General features: G+C 59.1%; 18 protein-coding genes and 2 tRNA genes. 7 read left to right on the top strand and 13 right to left on the bottom strand.

Annotation, left to right across the window (positions count from 1 at the left end):
* Positions 1-217 precede the first annotated feature (217 nt).
* The 7 genes from Q1A59_RS09250 to Q1A59_RS09220 all read right to left on the bottom strand — a co-directional run bounded on the left by Q1A59_RS09250 (position 218) and on the right by Q1A59_RS09220 (position 6,421).
* Positions 218-1,099 carry an isoaspartyl peptidase/L-asparaginase family protein gene (locus tag Q1A59_RS09250; RefSeq protein WP_367280895.1) on the bottom strand — a complete coding sequence of 294 codons (882 nt, stop codon included), beginning with the start codon at positions 1,097-1,099 and terminating at the stop codon, positions 218-220.
* A gap of 274 nt (positions 1,100-1,373) precedes the next feature.
* Positions 1,374-1,449 (bottom strand) — tRNA-Ala (locus Q1A59_RS09245).
* Between the two features lie 5 nt (positions 1,450-1,454).
* Positions 1,455-1,530 (bottom strand) — tRNA-Ala (locus tag Q1A59_RS09240).
* Between the two features lie 1,287 nt (positions 1,531-2,817).
* Positions 2,818-2,994 carry an IPT/TIG domain-containing protein gene (locus Q1A59_RS09235; protein ID WP_298406290.1) on the bottom strand — a complete coding sequence of 59 codons (177 nt, stop codon included), beginning with the start codon at positions 2,992-2,994 and terminating at the stop codon, positions 2,818-2,820.
* A 19-nt stretch (positions 2,995-3,013) separates the two neighbouring features.
* Positions 3,014-3,316, bottom strand: a complete 303-nt coding sequence (locus Q1A59_RS09230) for a hypothetical protein (protein ID WP_298406292.1) — start codon at positions 3,314-3,316, stop codon at positions 3,014-3,016.
* A 725-nt stretch (positions 3,317-4,041) separates the two neighbouring features.
* Positions 4,042-4,992, bottom strand: a complete 951-nt coding sequence (locus tag Q1A59_RS09225) for an aspartyl protease family protein (protein WP_298406294.1) — start codon at positions 4,990-4,992, stop codon at positions 4,042-4,044.
* Entirely contained in the window at positions 4,985-6,421 is a 1,437-nt protein-coding gene (locus Q1A59_RS09220; RefSeq protein ID WP_298406296.1) for a deoxyribodipyrimidine photo-lyase, read from the bottom strand. The genes Q1A59_RS09225 and Q1A59_RS09220 overlap by 8 nt, the downstream gene beginning before the upstream one ends.
* Before the next feature lie 189 nt (positions 6,422-6,610).
* Between Q1A59_RS09220 and ruvB the strand changes: the two genes are divergently transcribed.
* The 5 genes from ruvB to Q1A59_RS09195 all read left to right on the top strand — a co-directional run bounded on the left by ruvB (position 6,611) and on the right by Q1A59_RS09195 (position 11,223).
* Positions 6,611-7,663 (top strand): Holliday junction branch migration DNA helicase RuvB, encoded by a 1,053-nt coding sequence (gene ruvB / locus Q1A59_RS09215; RefSeq protein WP_298406298.1) that lies wholly within the window; start codon positions 6,611-6,613, stop codon positions 7,661-7,663.
* A 1-nt stretch (position 7,664) separates the two neighbouring features.
* The gene (locus tag Q1A59_RS09210; RefSeq protein ID WP_298406300.1) at positions 7,665-8,441 is read left to right on the top strand and encodes a glycosyltransferase family 2 protein; all 777 of its coding nucleotides are present in this window, start codon (positions 7,665-7,667) and stop codon (positions 8,439-8,441) included.
* A 118-nt stretch (positions 8,442-8,559) separates the two neighbouring features.
* On the top strand, positions 8,560-9,510 hold the full coding sequence (gene mmuM, locus Q1A59_RS09205; protein ID WP_298406302.1) for a homocysteine S-methyltransferase: 951 nt from the start codon (positions 8,560-8,562) through the stop codon (positions 9,508-9,510).
* A complete protein-coding gene (locus Q1A59_RS09200) occupies positions 9,503-10,423 on the top strand; it encodes a DUF3445 domain-containing protein (RefSeq protein WP_299644889.1) in 921 nt (306 codons plus the stop codon). The genes mmuM and Q1A59_RS09200 overlap by 8 nt, the downstream gene beginning before the upstream one ends.
* A gap of 173 nt (positions 10,424-10,596) precedes the next feature.
* Positions 10,597-11,223, top strand: a complete 627-nt coding sequence (locus tag Q1A59_RS09195; protein WP_298406306.1) for an SH3 domain-containing protein — start codon at positions 10,597-10,599, stop codon at positions 11,221-11,223.
* A 10-nt stretch (positions 11,224-11,233) separates the two neighbouring features.
* On the opposite strand, the gene Q1A59_RS09190 is transcribed toward Q1A59_RS09195, so the two are convergent.
* Positions 11,234-12,283, bottom strand: a complete 1,050-nt coding sequence (locus Q1A59_RS09190) for an HD domain-containing phosphohydrolase (protein WP_298482640.1) — start codon at positions 12,281-12,283, stop codon at positions 11,234-11,236.
* A 331-nt stretch (positions 12,284-12,614) separates the two neighbouring features.
* Between Q1A59_RS09190 and Q1A59_RS09185 the strand changes: the two genes are divergently transcribed.
* Positions 12,615-13,490 (top strand): response regulator, encoded by an 876-nt coding sequence (locus Q1A59_RS09185; RefSeq protein ID WP_298406310.1) that lies wholly within the window; start codon positions 12,615-12,617, stop codon positions 13,488-13,490.
* Entirely contained in the window at positions 13,483-14,646 is a 1,164-nt protein-coding gene (locus Q1A59_RS09180) for an ATP-binding protein (RefSeq protein ID WP_298406311.1), read from the top strand. The genes Q1A59_RS09185 and Q1A59_RS09180 overlap by 8 nt, the downstream gene beginning before the upstream one ends.
* A gap of 137 nt (positions 14,647-14,783) precedes the next feature.
* On the opposite strand, the gene Q1A59_RS09175 is transcribed toward Q1A59_RS09180, so the two are convergent.
* From Q1A59_RS09175 to def, 5 genes are all read right to left on the bottom strand, one after another.
* The gene (locus Q1A59_RS09175; protein ID WP_298406312.1) at positions 14,784-15,638 is read right to left on the bottom strand and encodes an SDR family oxidoreductase; all 855 of its coding nucleotides are present in this window, start codon (positions 15,636-15,638) and stop codon (positions 14,784-14,786) included.
* 179 nt (positions 15,639-15,817) lie between these two features.
* A complete protein-coding gene (locus Q1A59_RS09170) occupies positions 15,818-16,273 on the bottom strand; it encodes an RpiB/LacA/LacB family sugar-phosphate isomerase (RefSeq protein WP_298406313.1) in 456 nt (151 codons plus the stop codon).
* A 9-nt stretch (positions 16,274-16,282) separates the two neighbouring features.
* A complete protein-coding gene (locus tag Q1A59_RS09165; protein WP_298406314.1) occupies positions 16,283-16,444 on the bottom strand; it encodes a hypothetical protein in 162 nt (53 codons plus the stop codon).
* 399 nt (positions 16,445-16,843) lie between these two features.
* Complete coding sequence (locus Q1A59_RS09160) at positions 16,844-17,377, bottom strand: HD domain-containing protein (protein WP_298406315.1); 534 nt, start codon at positions 17,375-17,377, stop codon at positions 16,844-16,846.
* 108 nt (positions 17,378-17,485) lie between these two features.
* Positions 17,486-18,052 carry a peptide deformylase gene (def, locus tag Q1A59_RS09155; RefSeq protein WP_298406316.1) on the bottom strand — a complete coding sequence of 189 codons (567 nt, stop codon included), beginning with the start codon at positions 18,050-18,052 and terminating at the stop codon, positions 17,486-17,488.
* Positions 18,053-18,635: the final 583 nt, after the last annotated feature.

The raw sequence follows: 18,635 nt of genomic DNA, 5'->3' as shown, positions 1-18,635 counted from the left end.
CAGGGCCGGCAGTGAGGGCGCTCCCCTCCCCCCTTGTGGGGGAGGGGCCGGGGGTGGGGGCAACAGGGGCAGGGCTGGGGGTGGGAGGATGCGCCCCTTGCCCCCCTCTCCCACACGGGGAGAGGGGGCAAGGTCCCGATGGGGGGTGAGATTCATTCCGCCCCTAGCAACCCTTTGGGCGCGGGGGTGCTTCCTTAAGATAAAGTGCAAGAAGACCCTACACCCCCGACCGCGTCACACCATCGCCATCAATGTACGCATACGCCATCCGTGGCGTATTCCACGCCAACCCCACCGCGCCGTCCGGCGTGAGCACAATCACTCCGCCGCGCCCCTCAGGCACCAACTCGCCGAGTAGACTCACACCACGTTCAGCCGCCACTTGTGGGCTAAGCCCCGCTTCAAGCAACTCAACCACTCGCCGAGCCAACGCCACGCGCGTAATCGCTTCGCCCCAACCGGTACAGACCGCCGCCCCCTGTGGGGTCGCGTACAACCCACAACCGATCAGTGGTGTATCGCCAACCCGGCCCGGTAATTTAAACGGCGTGCCGCCGGTCGAATTTGCCGCTACCAGATTGCCGGCCCGGTCGAGCGCAATCGCCCCCACAGTATCGTGGCCGCTCGCGGGAGGCGGTGACACCGCACCTTTAGCCTTCCACTCTAGCCACAACTGCCGCTCACGCTCGACGATCAAGTCATCGTTAGCACAGAACGGCATTCCAACCGCAGCGGCAAACTCCTCTGCCCCAACACCGACTAGCATCGTCGCCGGGCCAGCCAACACATGGCGCGCCAGTGTAATCGGATTGCGAATGCGCCGCAATCCGGCGACCGCGCCATAACGCAGCGTGCGTCCATCCATCAACGCCGCATCAAGTTCAACCATCCCAGCGCTTGTCAACACCGAGCCGGTACCGGCATCGAAGATCGGGTCATCTTCCATTACTCGTACCGCCGCCTCGACCGCATCGAGCGCGTTGCCGCCGGATTGCAAACACTGCCAACCCGCCTCTCGCGCCGCCTCACAGCCAGCGACATGCGCCGCCACTTGATCATCAGGGATTGCCCACGCCCCACCGTGAACGATCAACGCCATCAATGACTCAGTTGCCACTATGCACCTTCCATGAAAAGCCTACGAGTCCGGTTGTTGCCAAGCCGGCATGCGGTATGTTTACCACCGAGAGCGCAGCGGACGCAATACCGAAAAGGCGCCGCACTGATTGGCGGTAAGCCACAGCATCGCGTATGCCCCACCTAAAACCTCTTTGCGCATCTTCGCACATCGCTGCACCTTTGCGTTTCCCCCTTTGCGCGCCTCTGCACCACACAAAATCAAAACCGCCGCCTCAAAGGCGGCGGCTGGTTACTGGTGGAGCCAAGGGGATTCGAACCCCTGACCTCAACACTGCCAGTGTTGCGCTCTTCCAACTGAGCTATGGCCCCGAGAGTGGTGGAGGTGAGGGGATTCGAACCCCTGACCTCGACAGTGCGATTGTCGCGCTCTACCAACTGAGCTACACCCCCGCTCACGCCGTGTTATCTTACCACGAACCGCAGGTGATGTCAAACAAGCATGGTGGAGGGTGTCTGTCACCTAAGCAGTTGGCGAGTTGCTCAGGTCAGGGCGAGTACTATGCTCCTCGCGCTGCTCCACCTCACCATGCGCGCCCACAACTGCTCAGCATCATCCCGGCCCACATCCCATGCGGCGATGGGTAGCCACGCTCCGTCAGCACGTGCATGTGCATCCGCCCAATCGTCTGCGCCGTCCGAGTGTTCGTTTTCGGCACCTCTTCGGATCACTGAATGACACGAAACCCTTCCTAATCCTCATCCAAGCGGCGCACCATATCGCACAGACGCGCTAGGGCCTCACTCCCCTGCCTACGCTGCTGTCCGGGACGCTGCTGCCATAGCTTGTACACCCGTCGCTGGTCTCCATAGCCAGTTCATCAACGGCACGTTGCGTCTGTTCCACCGCACTACGCCATCGCTCAGGCATCTGTTGCCGCAGCTCGTGCAGCCGTCGGCTCACCCAGCGCTGCACGTGACGCCGGCACGCGTGGTGCACCACCCCGCTCTGTGTGGCCACCCCCGCTCGCTGGTCACGTCATCGGTCACCACCACCCAGACGCCTAGCTAAGCGACCAGCGGCTGTCGCCACGCGCTCACTGCCTGCACATTGTGCTCGTCCAGCACTACTACCGCCACCGGCTGCCCATTCCACTCTATCCATCTTTAGCACGCGCGCGGTTCTGGTGTGTTGTCGCCGAACCACTAGCACCGCCTGCTCCGGCCCGTCGCACCATACTGTCAGTCGGCTGAGTTCCCTCCGGAGACGACCAAGGTAGCGCTCCCGCGCATACGTAGTTCCAGCACCCACATCAGTGCCGCTAGCCTGCGCATGCGCCGGGTCTGGTCAGTGCGGTTGACGCCGCTTGGATAATCCGAACCGGAGGCCCGCCGTGTGGGCAGCGGGAGCGATACCCCAAAGGCATTGCTGCGGGCATTCCGTGCGGTGTGGGATCAACGGCGAATAACTGAATCCCACTCGGCGTGGTGTCTCCTCCTTAAGCGCACGGCTACAACCAGCGTACCCCTCAAAAGCGTCGCTTACAAGGACGAGATTACACTAGCAGGGTGTCAGTCACCCCCACTAGGGAGAGAGGGATAGTCCTCTCTCCCCAGCCTCTCCTCCATGCAGGGGGCTAACGCCTTCCCTCAGAGGAGGGCTGTTTGGTAGCTATTCCGTATGTGCGGTGGCGTTGCACGACCGTGCAGCTCTGTGGTATGCGTTGGGTTGGCGCTGACCTACCGATGCACTGCCGGTACGTATAGCAGTTGAACGCCGGGAGGCGGTTGGTCGCCGTACCAAAAACTATCAACCAACGTATCGTGTTCGCCGTCAGGGTTGATCACCGTCACGTCTACCCATCCCGGTGTATGCGACGGGGTCGTGCAATACAGCAGCGTCTCATCAACTGACACGGTGTTCGGGCAGGGGGTATTACCAATTCAACACACGCACACCGATCACCTGCTCTGGTCCGACGGTTGTCTGCGGCTCAGGGAAGGCAAAGGGGCGGATGCGCACGTTGTCGAACCGCACATCAAAGCTCGCGATGGTGTCTGGCCCGTAGCTGAAGGAGCCAAGTGTTGGCGTCAGCGTGCTTGTAGTGGCCAGCACCGTGTTCAGATGACCCTCTTCGCGCCAGCTATGAACTGTCTCGCTGGATGGGCGTGAGAGCAACCGGCCAACGGATGCGTAAGAGGGTTGGAAGAACATTGAACGGAATGTACCTGCTCTCATTTGTTTATCCGTGTGATCTGTACGTTTTATGCAAAGAGATTGCTTGGCATGAGGCATATCATGCTCAGCACTAGATACGCTTAAATAAAGGTTTAGGTTTCTTTTGTCATCATCACTGTTCCTGATGTACTCTGTCAATGGTACCGTTCTCTCAATCCCGAGCTGGTTTTCTAGTCCGAAACATACTAAGTACATAGTATGTTCTTTAGTGCTTTCCGCTTGCTCCCACTCCCGCTGTCGGTATGCCTCTACTTCCAGCAGGGGAGAGGAGGCTTACTTATCCTTCCGGAGGGGGGCTGAGTTAGGGGAGGAGAGGGGGTTGGGGATGAGGGCCAGTCTCAAGGTGCCAAACGAGCAGAGGCGCAGAAATTCGTAATGCAAAGGTGCGAAGAGCGCAGAGAGCGCAAAAGGGGGAGAGCTACCGTTCTGGTTGTCATTGCGAGCCGAGCGTCGCTCGGCCCGCCGTGAAGCGAAGCAATCTCTCGCGATGGTAGAATACCACTGCTCACCGGGTAGAAAAGCTGAACATACAATCTTTGGCGTCGTTTCGAGACTCTTTCCCCCTCGGCCCTCTCTAGGGTAACTATTGTGCCCTCACCCCTGTCCTAGCTCGCACTGGAGCAGTGGCGGGGCGCTGCTATGTTCCGCTCAAGGAGTGTCTTTCGCGAAACCAAGGCAAACACCCTCTGCACCGTCGGGTGGGAGAGGGTGTTGGGGGGCAAGGGCTAACTCCCCCACTCATCCCTCGTGTCTGTGCACCTTTGCGTTTGAAGACTTGGCAGACTTTGCGTTGAATCGCTTTGCGCCTCCGCTCCCTTTGTGCCGTGTTGGGAGTCCACAATGCACACTTCACGCCGGTAGTCGAGCGTGAGGCGCTGGAAGCGACTAAGCAGCCGGTTGCCGGCGTTCGCCCGCCCCTGTCGGCCCAAATCGCCGTGGTTTGTCACCGGCACATCCACCTCAACCGCCGGAAACCGAAATGGCCCGATCTGCATCGCCACAGTCATGCCAAGCACAACCGGCGTCGCAGCCGCGAAACCGTGACCGGTTGCTGCTGGCGTGGGATGTTCACCGAGGCCAAGCGTTGCCGCGAGATCAGGACTGAGGGTAAGGGCGCCGTTCGAGCCGGTATCAATCGTGAGTAATACTTCCACTGGATGCGGTGCAATGATCTGCGCGGTTACCGCCGGGAAGTGCTCAAAGAAGCGCAGTGGTAGGGTGGCGCCGTTGGGTCCGGGTGGTGGCGGAGCAAGGTCGGGGTGGCATAGGCGGATGGTATGCTTAGCGTAGTCAATCGTGAGGTTAAGCCGGTGTAGCACATTGTAGCCCAGCACAATGTCTACCGGAAAGGGAGCGTGGCTTAGATCAACTGCCATCGCGTAGAAGTGCCGTAAGGTAAGATCGCCAATCCGCAGCCACGGCAGCACCGTCTCGGTGAAGGGCACGGCATCAGAGGCGGCGTCAGAGCCAAGTGCGAAATCGCCGATGCGTAAGTCGAGACGACGGGCCAGCGCCAGATCAATCGCCGAAGGGTCGGTGCCGGTGTCGATCAAAACCATCAGTGGGCGACCGCCGGGGCCAGCGGCTTGACAGCGCACCACCTGCGGTTGCCAAATCAGCGGCGTCTCGGTCAGACCGCTGGCCGGAAATTCGAGCTGGGTCTGATCGTCAAGCATAGTGTTCCGTGGTTGTGTCGTCGCGGGTAGCGGCGCGGTAGAGTTCGAGCGCGCGCATGCGCTGGGTGGCGTGATCAACGATTGGGGCCGGGTAGTCACGCCCAATTTGCACGCCAGCCCGTATTTGTTCGGCAACCGACAGTTTATGCGGTTCGTGGATGAAGCGGGTTGGTACACGAGCTAGCTCTGGTACGTACCGTCGCACATACGCACCGTCAGGATCGAATTTTTGCCCTTGGTTGACCGGGTTAAAGATACGAAAGTAGGGTTGTGCATCGGTACCGGTACCGGCAGCCCATTGCCAACCTCCGTTATTGGCCGCCGGGTCGCCGTCGATGAGCAGATGCATGAAGTGCTGTTCGCCCCAACGCCAGTCGATCAAGAGGTCTTTGGTAAGGAATGAGGCGACAATCATGCGGGCACGGTTATGCATCCAGCCTTCTTGTTGTAGTTGGCGCATCGCCGCATCAACAATCGGGTAACCGGTTTGGCCCGCTTGCCAAGCGGCAAAGAGGGCTGGATCGTTCTGCCATGCGATCTTATCGTACACCGGTTTGAAACTGCCGCGCAGCGCATGGGGAAAATGGTAGAGCACCTGCACGTAGAAATCGCGCCAGATCAACTCGCCGATCCAACTCTCTGGCCCGGGCCCGGGCGGCGCGGTACGCGCCGCAACCACACATTGGCGTGGTGAGAGAACGCCAAAACGCAGGTAGGGTGAGAGGCGCGAGGTGCCGGCAGCAGCCACGAGGTCGCGCGCGGTGGCGTAATTGGCAATGGTGTGTTGGATGAAGTGTTCGAGGGCGGCGAGGGCTGCGGTTTCGCCAGCAGCAAAGCGGGGCACGCGAGCCGGTGCGTTGGGCAAGAGTGCGGAAAGCGCAGGTAGCGGCTCGCTTGCCGGCAACGGGATGGCGGCAAGCGTGGGTATGCCTTGCACTGCCACCGGCTCACTCTCAAGCCGGGTGCGCCAGCGTTTGGCGTAAGGCGTATAGACGGTGTACGGCTGGCCGGCAGCCGTCACCACCTCGTTCATCTCAAAGATCACCGCGTCCTTGTAGCTCTCGGCCTGATAACCGGCGGCGCGCAGCTCGCGCTTGATCGCTGTATCCCGCTCGACGGCGTAAGGCGTGTAGTCGCGGTTCCACGTCACCCCGCGCGCGCCGCTCTCGCGCAAGAGCGCCATCAAGGTAGGCAATGGCTCACCGCGTCGCAGCACCAGATGCAACCCCAACCCGCGCAACTCGGCGTCAAGTGCAGCGAGGCTGTCGAGTAAGAACTGGGTGCGGGCCGGGCTGGCGAAGCGCCCGCGAATGATCGCGTCGTCAAAGATAAAAACTGGGATCACCGCGCCGCCGGACTGCGCCGCCGCCGCTAGCAGAGCTGTATTGTCGCGCAGGCGCAGATCGCGCCGGAACCAGTGAATAAGCATAGGCTAACAGGATAACGTGCGCTGGATCCATGCAAACTACTCTCATTATACGAGAATTCCTGATCGCTGAGCGACCGTTTGCAATCGGCTTCCAATCGCGTTTATCCGTGTCCCATGCACCCGCTGCAATCAATGGTATAATCAGCCCAGATACGTACACCTGTGCGACAACGTGGCGAAAGGATGGGCATGAGCGCTGAGCGGCTGGTAAATCCTCATTCTGACAGCGACGACCAGCAAGTCGAGAAGAGCCTGCGCCCGCGCACCCTGAGCGAGTTTATCGGCCAAGAGAAGGTCGTCGAGCAGTTGCGGATCGCGATTGCCGCCGCTCGTGGCCGTAACGAGGCGCTCGATCATACCCTCTTCTACGGGCCGCCGGGGTTGGGTAAAACTTCGCTGGCCAATGTGGTTGCTAACGAGATGGGGGCCAAGATCAAAATCACGAGTGGGCCGGCGATCGAGCGGGCCGGCGATTTGGCGGCGATCTTGACTAACTTGCAGGCCAACGATGTACTGTTTATCGATGAAGTGCATCGTTTGAACCGTGTGGTCGAAGAAGTGCTCTACCCGGCGATGGAGGATTTCGCCCTCGATTTGGTGGTGGGTAAGGGGCCGGGTGCACGTAGTCTGCGCCTCACTTTGCCCCGCTTCACCGTCATTGGCGCGACCACCCGGTTGGCTTTGCTGACTTCGCCGCTGCGTGACCGTTTTGGTTCAGTTCACCGGCTCGTGTTCTATTCAGACGACGCAATGGCCGAGATTGTCAATCGCTCGGCGCGGATTTTAGGGGTGCCGATTAGTGCCGAGGGCGCCCGCGAGATTGGCCGGCGGGCACGTGGGACGCCGCGTATCGCTAACCGGATTTTACGCCGGGTGCGCGATTATGCACAGGTGGTGGCCAGCGGTGTAATTACGCTTGAGGTGGCGCGCGCGGCACTTGCCCAGCTTGAGATTGACGAGTTGGGGTTAGACGAGAATGACCGCCGACTGTTGCGCGCTATTATCGAGCTGTTCAACGGTGGGCCGGTCGGCCTAAGCACGCTGGCAGCGGCGCTGGCCGAAGAGGTTGACGCCATCGAAGACGTATACGAGCCATTCTTGTTACAGCTCGGCTTCTTGCAGCGCACGCCGCGCGGGCGCGTTGCCACCCGTCGCGCCTACGAACATCTCGGTGTGCCATACCCTGAACGTGCGCTGCCGCCCGATGATGACAACGGGCCGCAGCAGGGAACGTTGTTCTGATATGGCTTGCCTATCAATTGCGATCATCGCCCGCGATGAAGCGCGTCACATCGCCGGTTGTCTGCGCAGTATCGCCGGTCTCAGCGACGACGTGGTGGTCATTGTCGATGCGCAGACCCGCGATGCGACCGCGACCATCGCTGCCGAGCACGGCGCGCAGGTGCTGATTGAGCCGTGGCGCGGTTTTAGCGCCCAACGCAACTTCGCCCTCCAACGCTGTCGTGGCGACTGGGTGCTCTTCATCGACGCCGATGAGCGGCTGACACCAGAGCTGTTTGTCGAGCTGGCGACGTTGCTGCGGCACGGCCCGCCGGCGCACATTGCCGGCTATCGGATTCCGCGTTACAACCTCTTCTTTGGCCAACGCCTGCGGGGTGGCGGTTGGTACCCTGACTACCAACTGCGCCTGCTCCGTCGCGACGCCGCCCGCTACGATGAGGGGGTTGCCGTTCATGAGGTGGCAAGCCTGCAAGGGGCAACTGCTGATCTGCAAGGCCATCTGCTTCATCTCAACATCGAGCGGCTTGATGAGTTGTGGCAGAAGCAGGCGCGCTACGCCTTCGCCGAGGCCATCATGCTCTATCGGTCGGGAAGGCGCATGCGGTGGCGTAACTTAATCGGCGCGCCGGCGCGTGAGTTTACCCGCCGCTATGTTCAGCTTGGCGGCTGGCGCGATGGTTGGCTGGGGTTGTTCCTCTGCGCGACGCTGGCGTGGCACGAGGTGGTGAAGTTCTGTATGCTGCGCGGGTTGCAGGAGCATCAAAGCGCTGAAACGTAACGGGTCGAGAATAGAGGTAAAGACGAGCAGATTCGCAACCTGTTTCGGATCGCCAGACGGTATCAACAGCTTGGCGCCTCCGCGACTTTGCGTGTTATAGCCAACGAGGGATACGGTTATGAACCCGATTGCTGATGCGTTAGCGCAGCACCCGTTGCTGATTCTCGACGGTGCGCTGGCAACCGAACTCGAACGGCGCGGTTGCGATCTGGCCGATCCGCTTTGGTCGGCGAAAGTGTTGATCGAGAACCCAGCCTTGATCCAAGCCGTGCATGCCGATTATTTCGTCGCCGGCGCTGATGTGGCGATTACGGCTAGCTATCAGGCGACAATCCCCGGCTTTATGGCGCGTGGCCTGAGTGAGGCTGAGGCGATAGCCCTCTTGCAGCGGTCGGTGGAGCTGGCCCGCGCCGCTCGCGACGCCTTCTGGGCCGAACCGGCCAACCGGGTGGGGCGTATCCGCCCGCTGGTAGCGGCGTCGATCGGCCCGTATGGCGCGTATCTGCACGATGGTTCAGAATACCGCGGCAACTATGGGCTATCAATTGCCGAACTGATCGACTTTCATCGTCCGCGGATGGCGGCACTAGCTAACGCTGAACCCGATCTCTTCGCCTGCGAGACGATCCCCTGCGGTGAAGAAGCACGGGCGTTGGTCGCACTGCTGCCTGAGTTTCCCCATCTGACTGCGTGGATCAGCTTTAGTGCGCGTGATGGCAGCCATACTGCGCAAGGCGAGCCAATCGCCGACGTTACCTCCGAGATTGCCCCTCATCCGCAGGTGGCTGCGATTGGGGTTAATTGCACCGCACCGCGTTTTCTGCCTGACCTGATCCGTGCTATGCGTGCTGTCACTGACAAACCGATTGTGGTCTACCCCAATTCGGGTGAGGTCTATGATCCGGTTGGGCAGTGCTGGATCGGTGCCGGCGAGATTGACGATTTTGCTGACCAAGCGCGCCTATGGTACACCGCCGGAGCGCGACTAATCGGCGGTTGTTGCCGTACAACCCCCGACCACATTCGGGCATTGGCAGCATGGGTCGTGCGTGAGGTGTTGCATGGTTGAGACATGGCCGTTCGATCCGTTTGTTATCCCCACGCCGCCGGTGTTGCGGGTTGGTGCGTACCCGCTGCACGGCGCACCGGTGTTTCATGTCGATCCTGCCCACTATCACGCCGAGTTGATGCTGAAGCAGGCATTGTTGCAAGCCGATCATCGCTATTATGTGCAAGCGTATCCAGACAGTCTGTCGGCGCAGTGGGAACTACTGGAATGGGGTGTGGCTGAATTGGCGCGCAGTTATCCGCACTGGTTCGTTGTGCGACGCAACGGTAACGAGGTGTACTGGGAGAACCGACTCCTTGGGCAGACGGCGACGATCCGGCTCGGTGGTGATCTTGGACTTTGGCCAATCGATTGGCTTGGCCGACAGGTGCAAGAAGATCTCTTGCTGATTGCGGTTGATGAGGCCGCTGGCCATCCGCTGATTGCCGGTCAGCTCTGTTTCCCCAATCGTTGGTGTTTGGACGAGAAGATGGGGTTACCTCTTGCCGCAATTCATGGGCCAGTGCCGGGATTTCGCGAGCACATAGCGCATTCGACCAATCAGTTGGTGGCCCGCTTGCAGCCGGCGCGCCCGGTTTGGCGGCGTAACTGGTCATTAGTTGTGGTACCAGATCTCGATCTCTCGCCGCGGCTTGGCCTGCTCGATCGCGAAAAGGCGGCCATTACCGCCGAAAACGCTGGCGAGCGCGTCTTTTATCGGGTCGAACGGCAGACACTGGTACGTCTTGACCGTCACTCGGCATTGTTATTTACAGTTCGTACCTATATTGCTCCGTTAGCGCGGCTGGCTGCCGATCCGAAGTGGGCAGCAGCGCTGGCACATCTGTTATCTGAGCTAGAGCCGGCAATGCTTGAGTACAAAGGCGTGAAACCCTACCTGCAACGCTTCATACTCATCTCCCTGCACGCTTGATAGTTTAAATGCTTGAGTACAAAGGCGTGAAACCCTACCTGCAACCGTTGTTGGCGTATCTACACCACAAGATAGAACATTGACCGTCGTGCTATGCTCATGCCGCATTCCTATTGGTATGCGTAGAGATATGCTATCATAAGGCAAACGCAGCGTTAAGGGAGGGATAACACATGAGCGAAGAGCAAGAGCGGCGTGTGGCTAACGCTGAGCGTCGGTCAGGTGTCATGCCGCGCCAACGCGAAACGCCGCGTACCGAACGACTAGATCCAACTGCCGCTAACCCGCGTTGGCGTCCGCCAAGCACGTCGCATGTGCGAGATACAACTCTCACCGTCAGTAATCTCTGGCAGGTGTTTCCGCGCTGGTTACAAGAGCGTGGCTGGATCTATTTAATTACTTTCTTAGTCATCATTTTGTTCATTTTTGTGTTAACCCTCTGGCTGTTGCGTAGTGATCGACGTGAGATGTCGTTAGGCGCACCGCAACCAACGGTAGTGACATTGCCGACCGGAGAGGCAAATCTGTTGTTGGGTAGCGAAGGTGTCGACACGGCGCCGCAATCCGTGCCGACGCCGGCGCCGCGTTTCTTTGTGGTGGTCAATACCGGTGGGCAAGGCCTCTTCTTGCGTCCGCAGCCGAACCGAAATAACCAGCCGATTACGACCCTGCCTGATGGGACGCGACTCGAGCAGATTGGTGATGATGTACCCGGCGAAGACCGCCTCTGGCGACCAGTACGCACACCTGATGGGCTAGAAGGGTATGTGGCGGTTGATTTTCTTGCCCCAGACCGGTAGGAACAGCCTTCTACTGCTTGTGTGTAGCAACCAAGTCAGGCGCGGTTATCGATAGGAAGAGATCAACCAAATTGGGATCGAAATGCTTGCCAGCCTGCTCACGAATGTACTGACAAGCTTGTTCGCGCGTCCACGCTCTGCGATACGGACGATCATTGGTTAACGCATCCCACACATCGACGAGCGCGAAAATTCGCGCCGCCAGCGGAATCTGCTCGCCGCGCAAACCGCGCGGGTAACCGGTGCCGTCCCATTTCTCGTGATGGCAGTACGGGATATCGATCGCCGGACGCAGATAGGCAATCGGCGAGAGTAACTCGTAGGCATATGTCGTATGGCGGCGCATAATCTCCCATTCCGCTTCGGTCAGCGGGCCGGGTTTATGCAAAATAGAATCGGGTACGCCAATCTTGCCAATATCGTGCAGCATCGCGCCGCGCCACATGTTGATCTGCTCTTCAGGAGGAATGTTCAGCGCCTTGGCAATCGTGATGGTCGCCTGCGCGACTCGTTGTGAGTGGCCTTCGGTCTCTTTGTCGCGTAAATCGAGTGCGCGCGACCAGCCGATCAGGGTTTGGTCATACGCTTCAGCGATTGCCTGTGCCGCTTGCTTGGCTTGCTCGGTAAGCTGGCGCTCGTGTGCTGCTGCCCGTTCGCGCTCCTCAATCAACCGGCGATAGCGGTTGATACGCTGCATGGTGCGCACCCGCAAGCGCAACTCGCTCAGCTCGACCGGTTTCGAGAGGAATTCATCGGCGCCGGCTTTCACCCCTTCCAAACGTGAGGCACGATCGTCAAGCGCGGTAATCATAATGATCGGCACCTCGGCGGTTTGCGGATCGTCACGCAACATCCGGCAGACCGAAAACCCATCAAGATCAGGCATCATCACGTCGAGCAGGATGAGATCAGGCAGAGCTTCATGGGCGGCAGCAATGCCACTGAGACCAGAAGCGGCGGTACGTACCACACACCGTTCGCGTTTGAGGAGATCGCTGAGAATATCACGAACATTCGGGTCATCATCAATGACGAGTACGCTGTATGGGTGGTTTTGCATATTGATCGGGCTTTCCGGTGCGTTTCACCATCCGCACTGCTGTATTCTATCATAGGATGATGCTGGGCGCAGGAACTATGCGCTTGACCGTTCCTCTGGTGAGGGCTATGATTCGGTTGTAGTATGAACATCGTCTGGATTATGATCAATGCGGTTGGCGGCAAGGCTCTTGGTTACGCATCATAAGCTAATGATAGTTCGTTTATGATGCAGATCGCTTATTAGTCTTACTTCGTTATGATTACCATTGCATTACCATCTGTTTGATCGGGAAATGTTTTACCGCAATTAACAAGGGTATAACGCGATCGGATAGACAAGGAGCCGCGCTATGACTGAAGCTAGTGACGAGTCTCGCCCAGTAGTGCTCATTGTCGATGACGATCCGAATGTGACCAGTTCACTGGCCCGTTCATTGCGCGATCGCTTCACGGTCTTCACAGCAACCGATGCTGAGACAGCCTTGCAGATTCTTAAGCAGCAGCCTGTTGCCGTGATTCTCACCGATCAGCGGATGCCCGCAATGTCAGGCGTCGAGTTGCTAGCACGGGCGCGGGAATTGCAACCTGATGCGCGTGGTTTTATTATCTCAGGCTACACCGATCCGGCGGCGCTGGCCGCAGCCCTTAATCTCGGTTCGGTGCATGGCTTTATGACCAAGCCGTGGGATATTGCTGCCCTGCGCCGGAAGCTTGAGCAGTTAGCGCAAGAGTATCAGACGGCGGTAAACGAGCGGCGCGCTGTCCGCGAAGCGCAGGCGCAGATGGCGATGTTGCGCCAGATGCTTGACCAATTGCAAACCGATTACCTGACAACGCTCGAGTTGGTCAGTTGGGAGAGCGAGGTCCCACCGATTAGCACCTCCTCGATTGGCAGTCCACTGGCGCAGAGTGCGCCGGAGACGTTCGACGATTTGGTGGCCGCTTATCGCAGTCTGCTTGATTTGGCTGCCGAGCAGCGGGGTTTGTACGATCAACGTTCAATGCCTGACCGGTTGCGGGTCTTGAGCGAGCGGCTAGGTTTGTTGTGGGCTGGCCCACGTGATCTGATCGAAATTCACACCCAAGCCCTGCGCCAGCTTTGCCGCGGCCAAACGCCGCAGCGGATCGCGGTGTATATGGAAGAGGGTCGGCTGATGTTGCTCGAATTAATGGGCCATTTAGTCAATTTCTACCGCATCCGGTTGGCCGCGCAGAGCCATGAATGATCGGTTGCCAGTAACCATAACGCAAGCGCCGTATGCCGCTTTCTTGTTGGAACCAAACGGGCGGATCGCCGACTGCAACGCAGCCGCAGCGGCGCTGTTCGGGATGGTGCCTGCCGAACTGTGCGGGCGGCAATTTGTCTCGTTGCTCGATCCGTTCAGTATCGCTAAAGCGCAAACTATGCTCGCGCAGACGATCCGAGCTGGCGGGTTGCAGCACTGGGAACTCGTTCACCGGCGTGGCGGCGCTGCGCCGCTGTTGCTTGGCTATACCACATGGCCAATTCGTGACGCGCAAGGGGCGGTCATCGGTATTATCGCGCTCGGTCTCGATCTTGGGCCGACAGTGACGCTGACCGCTCAGCTCGCTGAAACGAATCAGCGACTCGAGGCGGCCCTGAAGCAACTGGAACGCGCTCACACCGATCTGAAAGCGGCCCAAACCCAACTGGTGCAATCTGAAAAGATGCGTTCGCTTGGCCAGTTAGTGGCTGGCGTTGCGCACGAGATCAATACGCCGTTGGGCTATGTTGCGAACAACCTTGCGTTTCTGGCCGAACGGTTGCCCGCGCTGCGCACTGCTCCCACCGATGAGCTTGGCTGGCGCGATGTGGCCGATGCCATCCATGAAAGCCAGATCGGGATCGAGCGCATTGCCGCGATCGTGCGCGCCTTGCGCGCGTTTGCGCGCCCCGACGAAGCGCAGCTCGTTCCGGCTGATATTAACGAAGGTCTCGCCAGTACGGTGCGTATGGTGCGCGCCGTGAGCGGGCCGCGGATCGTGATTCGCGAAGAGTATGGTGATGTGCCGCCGTTGCTCTGCCATCCCGGTGAACTGAATCAGGTCTTTCTCAATCTGCTTATGAACGCTGTCCATGCCTGCCGCAGTGCCGGTACGGTGACGGCGCAGACGGCGAGTGATGGCGTTTCCATCACGGTGACAATCAGCGATACCGGTATTGGTATGGATGCGGCAACCGTAGCTCGGCTCGGCGAGCCGTTCTTTACCACGTGGCCGGATGGTCATGGCACTGGCTTGGGGTTGGCTATCTCGCGCGAGATTGTGGCACGTCACGGCGGGCAACTGCATTTTCAGAGCGAGCCGGGCCGTGGCACGACGGTTGAGGTTGTGTTGCCGCTGACACGCGGAGATACCTAAACGCCGAGGCACAAACGGTGGTTGTTGGAAAACGAGCGATGATATCTTGTCACAACAAGGTAGATGGCTCGCTTGAGATACTCTTTACCAACCATCCCTTTGCGCCTTGGCGTCTTTGCGTTGGCGGTTCTTTGCCCCTACGCTACCGCCACCTTCTCGCGCACCAACTGCTCACTGAATTCCCACAACTTACGGGCCAGTGCTGCATCTTGCGCGCGCGCCGAGGTCTTGGCCGGTTTTTTCCGCACGAAGTACAACCCGCTCACCCCCTCCACTTCCGGCGACGAGGCGAGATAAATCGATGTAGCTGCGCCTTGTTCGGGCGTGAGCATAAACGGGCGGGCTAAGCGGAAGAAGAAGGCAAATGCACCACGGGAGTCGGCGGCGAAGTTCGTGGCAACGGCTCCCGGGTGTAGGCTATTCGCGGTAACGCCGGTGCCTTGTAGCCGACGCGCCAGTTCGTTGGTAAAGAGAATGTTGCACAATTTCGAGTCGCCGTATGCTTGCGAGATATTCCCGCGTTGCGGCGAGGCGATCTGCGGAATTTTTACGTTACCGGCGACGTGCGCATACGATGAGACATTGACAATGCGGGCCGGCGCGCTCGCGATGATTCGTTCCAACAGTAGGTTGGTGAGCAAGAACGGCGCGAGATGGTTGACGGCAAAGGTGAGTTCGTAGCCGTCGGCGCTGGCTAGCGGTTCGGAGACGAACAGGCCGGCATTGTTGACCAAGACATCAATTCGCGGGCAGCGGTCGAGCAGCTCGCTAGCTGCACGGCGCACCGAAGCCAGCGAGGCGAAATCGGCCAGCACCAGTTCTGGCGGCGGTGCGTTTGGCACTTCTTTCATAATTTGTTGGCGCGCCGCTTCGCCTTTGCTCTGCGAACGGCATACCATCATCACCCGTGCCCCCATCTTGGCCAGCTCACGTGCGGTAACGAACCCGATTCCTGAATTAGCGCCGGTGACGATCACCGTTTTGCCTTGCATAGGTGTGCCTCCTTATGATGATGCAAAGGAACGGCTGGTAAAGCCGTAGCTTGCGCATGTGGATTTGACAACGCGAGCACTCACAAGAATGCCCCGGCTACTGTTCCGGGGCATCACATGTGATAACGCACTACGCTTTGTACTATACCATGCGTTAGATAAGGTTTCCAACTGACCTGTCACGCAGATTGAACCCTCATTCCTCCTCGCTCAAATGCGCGGAGTCGATCAATAGTGGCCTGCTCCTCCGATGGGCATTCGGTCGCGAACCATGCATCGAGTATCTCGCGCACCAATTCGGGGGTTGTCAGACGGAGGCTTAATGCCAGCACATTAGCATCGTTCCACTTGCGTGCTCCGGCTGCTGTCTGTGCATCGTGACACAGTGCGGCGCGAATGCCGGGCACTTTGTTAGCGGCAATGCTCACGCCGGTACCGGTGTAGCAACAGACGATGCCTTGATCGGCCTGTCCTGAGGCCACCGCCTCCCCGACTGCTCGTCCGACATCGGGCCACTGATCATCAGTGCCAATGAGCGGCCCAAACAATAGTACCTCGTGCCCACGCCGTTCGAGGTCGGCGATCAAGGCATCGGTGAGATAGTTCTTTTCATCGCTGCCTACCGCAATTCGCATAGCTCCTCCTTATGCTTGGTCGTCAGGTATGGCTTGCCCATCAATCTTGTCAGAGGTGGGACCGGTATGGATAACCACACTCCCGTGTTCACCGATTGCCTGCGGGGCGCGCAAGTGGAACAGGTGCGGATATTGGTCGAGCATACGGGTAGCATTAGCGAGAACGCGCAACGCTGCCTGCTCGCCACATGCGCGATCGAGCGCAGCAGAATGGCAATGATGAGCAGCGCGGTAACGATGATGAGCAGTGGGCTACCCTGTTCGGCCATAATCTTGCTCTTGTGGCACTCGACAGAGGCATCGTTGGTCGGTCAACCCTGTGCGCACAGTTCTTGCCTCTTTCCTAACCCTGCTTTTGTTCGACGTGAGAGGACAGAAATGCTACCTGTCAAGTTGGTGTGACACCGGCACGCTGGCGGAGGTCTGACCTGCATAGCCGTTGCGTCGGGCCGGCAGGCGCTGCCACGCCGACCGGTGGTGGGGATTGGAACCCCAAGGCTCTGCCGATGCAGCCGACCGCCGATCGCTCTCACCTACGGATCAAGTTTGGCAGACTGCACCGGTACAGAATTATTGTACTCCATACTGATCGATTTTTGCGCGCAGACGAGTAGCAAGGCGGGGGCTAGCAATGCCAAGGGTGGCGAGGATGAACTCGCTTTCGGCCCGATACATTGCGACACGTTCTGCTGACCAATGCGCTGGGGGTGGTGTAGAGAGGTTGCTAATGCGGTCGGCAAGCTTGACCAGCCACACTTCAGGTGGCTGCGTTTGAATACGGCGCAGACTATCTGCCATACGCTGCTCTGAAGGTAACGAAGGGTCTTTGGTCAAGGCACGTACACCGGCAGTGATAGTTGGCCCGAACTGCCTTGCCAGTGTTGCCTCATCAATGCTCGTATCTTCGAGCACATCGTGGAGCAGCGCACAGCACAGAGCAAGCTCGTGATCGTAACCCGGCTCGATGGCAAGTGTCGTCGCAACTTCCAGTGCCACATCACAAAGGTGAACGAGATACGGTATGTCACTGCCGGGGCGGAGTTGGCCGTTATGTGCTCTGGCAGCGAAGAGGAGCGCTCCTTGAATGAGGTCAGTTGTTTCCATACAAGTGAGTTTAGGGGCGTGTTACTGCCATGCCTCGTGCGACCAATAGGATCAAGGATGTATACCTTCAAAGCGATGGCAGACGCACCTTGCCATTACGGGTTCGCGCTACCCTTCCGTCTCCGCCGGTTGTGGTTCGCGCTCCTTGGTGATGTCGCGCAGCGTACTCAGATCGCGGATCCGTTCGGTGAAGAGAATACCGTTCAGATGGTCAACCTCGTGCTGAATAGCCCATCCCAACAGTCCATCAGCCCGGCGTAGCCGGTGATGCTTACCGCTCAGATCCTGAAACTCGACTGTGACCCATGTCTGGCGCGGAACCATTCCATACCAGCCGGGTAAACTGAGGCAGCCTTCATCGCGCATCACTTCTTCGTCGCTCAGCTTCACAATACGCGGATTGATCAGCACATACGGTTCAGCAGGTGCGACTTCCACCACGCTCCCGTCGGGGCGCTCTTCGTATTCAGCGGGGATTTCAATAATGCAGAGCTGGATCGGAATGCCAACTTGCGGCGCAGCCAGCCCAACTCCATTGGCCGCATGCATCGTCTCGAACATATCGGCCACTAACTGCTTGAGATTGCGGTCTGGTAGCTTGACCGGGCGGCACTGCATCTTGAGAATCTTGCGATCCTCGGCGTCATCAATGCGGAGAATGCGTCGAATAGCCATAGAACATTTCTATCCTTGCCCGCAGGCGTTTAATGCGGTTACTCTTTCTATTCTACGACAGCGCAGCGTGTAGGGCAAATGGTGAATGGTCCTCATCGCGGATACAACAGATGACAGTCAGCTGGAAGATGACTAGCACCCACCCTGCTAGTGGATTGACAGGGGCGGAATGAATGCCGCCCTCCATCGGGCCATCTCCCTTCTCCCCGTGTGAGAGAGGGGACAACGGGCGTAACCCCCCACCCTCGGCCCTGCCCCCTGTCGCTCCCACCTCCGGCCCTGCCCCTGTTGCCCCCACCCCCAGCCCTGCCCCTGTTGCCCCCACCCCCAGCCCCTCCCCCACACGGGGGGAGGGGAGCGCCCCCACCCCTAGCCCCGCCCCCACAAGGGGGGAGGGGAGCATTCCCCCCTCTCCCCTCGTGGGAGAGGGGGCAAGGGGGGAGAGGGGCAGGGGCACGGAGGGCAAGGGGGGAGAGGGGGCAACGGGCGCACTGTAATCGGGGGATGAACACACGCTTGCGTACCGAACTCGAAACAAGTACACTTGAGATCAGCGAGGAGCAATATTCCAGTGACTAGAAAT

The sequence above is a fragment of the uncultured Chloroflexus sp. genome (genome assembly GCF_937951745.1).
Lineage (GTDB): Bacteria > Chloroflexota > Chloroflexia > Chloroflexales > Chloroflexaceae > Chloroflexus.
The sequence above is the reverse complement of the archived record's forward strand: the minus strand, read 5'-3'. Positions and strand labels throughout refer to the sequence as shown.

Coding starts and splice junctions, on each gene's coding strand:
- mmuM (WP_298406302.1), top strand. CDS start 8,560: ATGAACCCGATTGCTGATGCGTTAGCGCAGCACCCGTTGCTGATTCTC.
- Q1A59_RS09220 (WP_298406296.1), bottom strand. CDS start 6,421: ATGCTTATTCACTGGTTCCGGCGCGATCTGCGCCTGCGCGACAATACA.
- Q1A59_RS09185 (WP_298406310.1), top strand. CDS start 12,615: ATGACTGAAGCTAGTGACGAGTCTCGCCCAGTAGTGCTCATTGTCGAT.
- ruvB (WP_298406298.1), top strand. CDS start 6,611: ATGAGCGCTGAGCGGCTGGTAAATCCTCATTCTGACAGCGACGACCAG.
- Q1A59_RS09195 (WP_298406306.1), top strand. CDS start 10,597: ATGAGCGAAGAGCAAGAGCGGCGTGTGGCTAACGCTGAGCGTCGGTCA.
- def (WP_298406316.1), bottom strand. CDS start 18,052: ATGGCTATTCGACGCATTCTCCGCATTGATGACGCCGAGGATCGCAAG.
- Q1A59_RS09210 (WP_298406300.1), top strand. CDS start 7,665: ATGGCTTGCCTATCAATTGCGATCATCGCCCGCGATGAAGCGCGTCAC.
- Q1A59_RS09250 (WP_367280895.1), bottom strand. CDS start 1,099: ATGGCGTTGATCGTTCACGGTGGGGCGTGGGCAATCCCTGATGATCAA.
- Q1A59_RS09225 (WP_298406294.1), bottom strand. CDS start 4,992: ATGCTTGACGATCAGACCCAGCTCGAATTTCCGGCCAGCGGTCTGACC.
- Q1A59_RS09200 (WP_299644889.1), top strand. CDS start 9,503: ATGGTTGAGACATGGCCGTTCGATCCGTTTGTTATCCCCACGCCGCCG.
- Q1A59_RS09175 (WP_298406312.1), bottom strand. CDS start 15,638: ATGCAAGGCAAAACGGTGATCGTCACCGGCGCTAATTCAGGAATCGGG.
- Q1A59_RS09160 (WP_298406315.1), bottom strand. CDS start 17,377: ATGGAAACAACTGACCTCATTCAAGGAGCGCTCCTCTTCGCTGCCAGA.
- Q1A59_RS09170 (WP_298406313.1), bottom strand. CDS start 16,273: ATGCGAATTGCGGTAGGCAGCGATGAAAAGAACTATCTCACCGATGCC.
- Q1A59_RS09190 (WP_298482640.1), bottom strand. CDS start 12,283: ATGCAAAACCACCCATACAGCGTACTCGTCATTGATGATGACCCGAAT.
- Q1A59_RS09230 (WP_298406292.1), bottom strand. CDS start 3,316: ATGAGAGCAGGTACATTCCGTTCAATGTTCTTCCAACCCTCTTACGCA.
- Q1A59_RS09180 (WP_298406311.1), top strand. CDS start 13,483: ATGAATGATCGGTTGCCAGTAACCATAACGCAAGCGCCGTATGCCGCT.